The sequence below is a fragment of the Actinosynnema sp. genome (assembly GCF_052038725.1).
In genome coordinates this window covers 1-2,688 of the sequence record NZ_JBQGCX010000533.1, presented here as the reverse complement: position 1 = coordinate 2,688, position 2,688 = coordinate 1, and the positions used below count along the sequence as shown (strand labels likewise).

2 protein-coding genes are annotated in these 2,688 nt (G+C 72.1%); one reads left to right on the top strand and one right to left on the bottom strand.

What is annotated here, in order from left to right; genetic code table 11:
- Positions 1-94: 94 nt before the first annotated feature.
- On the bottom strand, positions 95-712 hold the full coding sequence (locus ACTUAL_RS10750) for a response regulator transcription factor (protein ID WP_245554570.1): 618 nt from the start codon (positions 710-712) through the stop codon (positions 95-97).
- 335 nt (positions 713-1,047) lie between these two features.
- On the opposite strand from ACTUAL_RS10750, the gene ACTUAL_RS10745 reads away from it, so the two are divergent.
- Entirely contained in the window at positions 1,048-2,634 is a 1,587-nt protein-coding gene (locus ACTUAL_RS10745) for a sodium:solute symporter family protein (RefSeq protein ID WP_096497422.1), read from the top strand.
- Positions 2,635-2,688: the final 54 nt, after the last annotated feature.

The following is a 2,688-nucleotide window of genomic DNA, read 5'->3' as shown; positions in this document are numbered from 1 at the left end:
GGGGGCGCCCCCGGGGCCGGGCGGGGCCCGGCCCCCGCTAGGGGGCGCGGCCCCACGCCGGGGCGCTCCCCCGGCCGACCGCGGAGGTCCCGGCCTAGGGCGCCAGCCGACCGCTGAGCAGCCCCGCCTGGTAGGCCAGCGACACCGCGTGCGTCCGGTCCCGCGCCCGCAGCTTCCGCAGGATGTTCTTCACGTGCGTGCGCACCGTCTCCACCGACACGTACAGCGCGTCCGCCACCGACTGGTTCTCCAGGCCGTCCGCGATCAGCTGGAGCACCTCGTACTCCCGCCGCGACAGCGCCCGCCTGGTCCCCGAGTCCGCGCCGGGGCTGAACCCCGCCGCCAGCGGGGCCAGCGTCGGGTCGAGGTGCACCCGCTCCCGGTGCGCGCGCAGGATCGCCTCCACCACCTCGGCGGGCTCGGCGGTGCGCGGCACCAGGCCCCGCACCCCCGCGGCGAGCGCGCCGCGCACGTACTTCGGGGTGCGGTGCGGCTCGCGCACCAGCGCCACCACCGCCAACTGCGGATCGCTCGCGACCAGCAGCGAGGCCAGGTGGCCCTGCGGGTCGAGCACCGAGTCGACCAGCAGCACGTCCGGCCGCAGCCGCTCGTGCAGCCGCACCGCGGAGTTGAGGTGCCCCGTCGAGCCGAGCCAGTTCAGCCCCGGAGTCCGGCGGACCACCGCCGCCAGGCCCTCGCGGAGCAGTGGCACGGGGTCGACGAGCGCGACCCCCGGCCCTGAGGCAAGTCGAGCAGCGCCCGCCGCGGACAGCGGGCGCCCGTTGACACCGGTTCCCATGGACCTGTGACGCAGCGGACCCCGCGATATGACGCGGTTTCCCCGAAGAAAGATTTACTCACTCTGCGTGATCGCTGATCAAGCATGTGAACAAGGATCACAACTGTGAGTCATTTGACCGGTGTGGGCTACCGCACACGGCAACACCTCCGTAAGACCTACGTCACACGTCCGCGTGGGAGCCGCCCGGAACCGCCGCCCGAGCCGAGCTGCCCACGCGCGGGCAACAGCGCACGCAGGGAGGACAGATGGACACCCTCGACTGGGTCGTGGTCGGCGGGTACTTCTTCGTCATGGTGGGGATCGGCGTCTGGTCGCGCGGGCGGATCAGCACCATCGCCGACTTCTTCACCGCGGGCGGCCGGATGCCCTGGTGGCTCTCCGGGATCTCGCACCACATGTCCGGGTACAGCGCGGTCATGTTCGTGGCCTTCGCCGCCGAGGCGTACCGGCTCGGGCTGACCGTCTACATCTGGTGGGCGCTGACCATCGGCGTGGGCGTGGGCATCGGCGCCTTCCTGTGGGCGCCCGCCTGGAACCGCCTGCGCTCCAAGCACGGCGTGAAGTCGCCGCTGGAGTACCTGGCCATCCGGTACGACGTGCCGACCCAGCAGATCATGGCCTGGGCGGGCGCCGCCCTGAAGGTCGTCGACATCGCCGCCAAGTGGGTCGCGGTCGCCGTGCTGCTCCAGGGCTTCGCGGGCGTCGACGTGTGGGTCGGCATCCTGATCGTCGGCGTGGTCACCATGGTCTACTCGGTGCTCGGCGGCCTGTGGGCCGACGCGCTCACCGACTTCGGCCAGTTCGTCATCCAGGGCCTGGCGGGCATCGCCATGTTCATCGCGGTCGCCGCCCACTTCGGCGGGATCGACTTCGTCTGGACCATGTGGGACCGGCTGCCCGCCTCGCACAGCGAGCCGCTGACCGGGCCCTACACCCTGGTGTTCTTCATGGCGCTCTTCCTGATCAAGACGCTGGAGTACAACGGCGGCATGTGGAACCTGGCGCAGCGCTACATGGCCGCGCCGTCCGGGGCCGCCGCCCGCCGCTCCGCCCTGCTGTCCGCCGTCCTGTGGCTGGTGTGGCCGCTGGTGCTGTTCCTGCCGATGTGGGCCGCGCCGCTGATCGTGCCGGGCATGGAGGCCAACGCCGAGCAGGCCTACGTCGAGATGGGCAAGGCGATGCTCCCCGCGGGCATGGTCGGCCTGGTGCTCGCCGGGTTCTTCTCGCACACCATGGCGATGGTGTCCTCGGACGCCAACGTGATCGCCGCCGTCATCACCCGCGACATGCTGCCCAGGCTGTGGAAGCGGGCCACCGGGCTCTCCGCCGACGCGCAGCTGAAGCTGGCCCGGCTCACCACGTTCCTGTTCATCGGGTTCTCCATGACGATCGCGCTGACCGCCGACACCAAGGGGTTCGTGCTCAAGATCGTGATCGCGCTGGTGGCGGCGACGATGGGCCCGATCGCGATCCCGCTGATGCTGGGGCTGCTGCCGCCGTTCCGCAGGATCGGGCCGCTCGCGGCGAAGGCGTCCGTGATCGGCGGCCTCGGCGCGTGGGCGTTCCTGTACTGGCAGCAGCAGTTCGAGAAGGCCGAGTGGGTCACCCAGGGCGTGATCGTCTCCTGGCCGCTCGTGCTGTCCCTGGTGCTGTACCTGGTGATCGGCTTCCTGCGACCGCAGCCCTCGCCCGAGCGCGAGGCGCTGGTGGAGTCGCTGCGCACGGACGCGGCGACCGGCGAGGCCCTGCCGGTGGCGGTCGACGCCGAGGTGGAGCGCGGCGAGCGGCGTGGCGCCGGGGGGCGCGGGGCGAGCCGCGGCGAGAAGGGCTGACGGTGACCGCCGTTCCCGCTCGCGCGAGCGGGAACGGCGGTCCTCCGGTGCTCA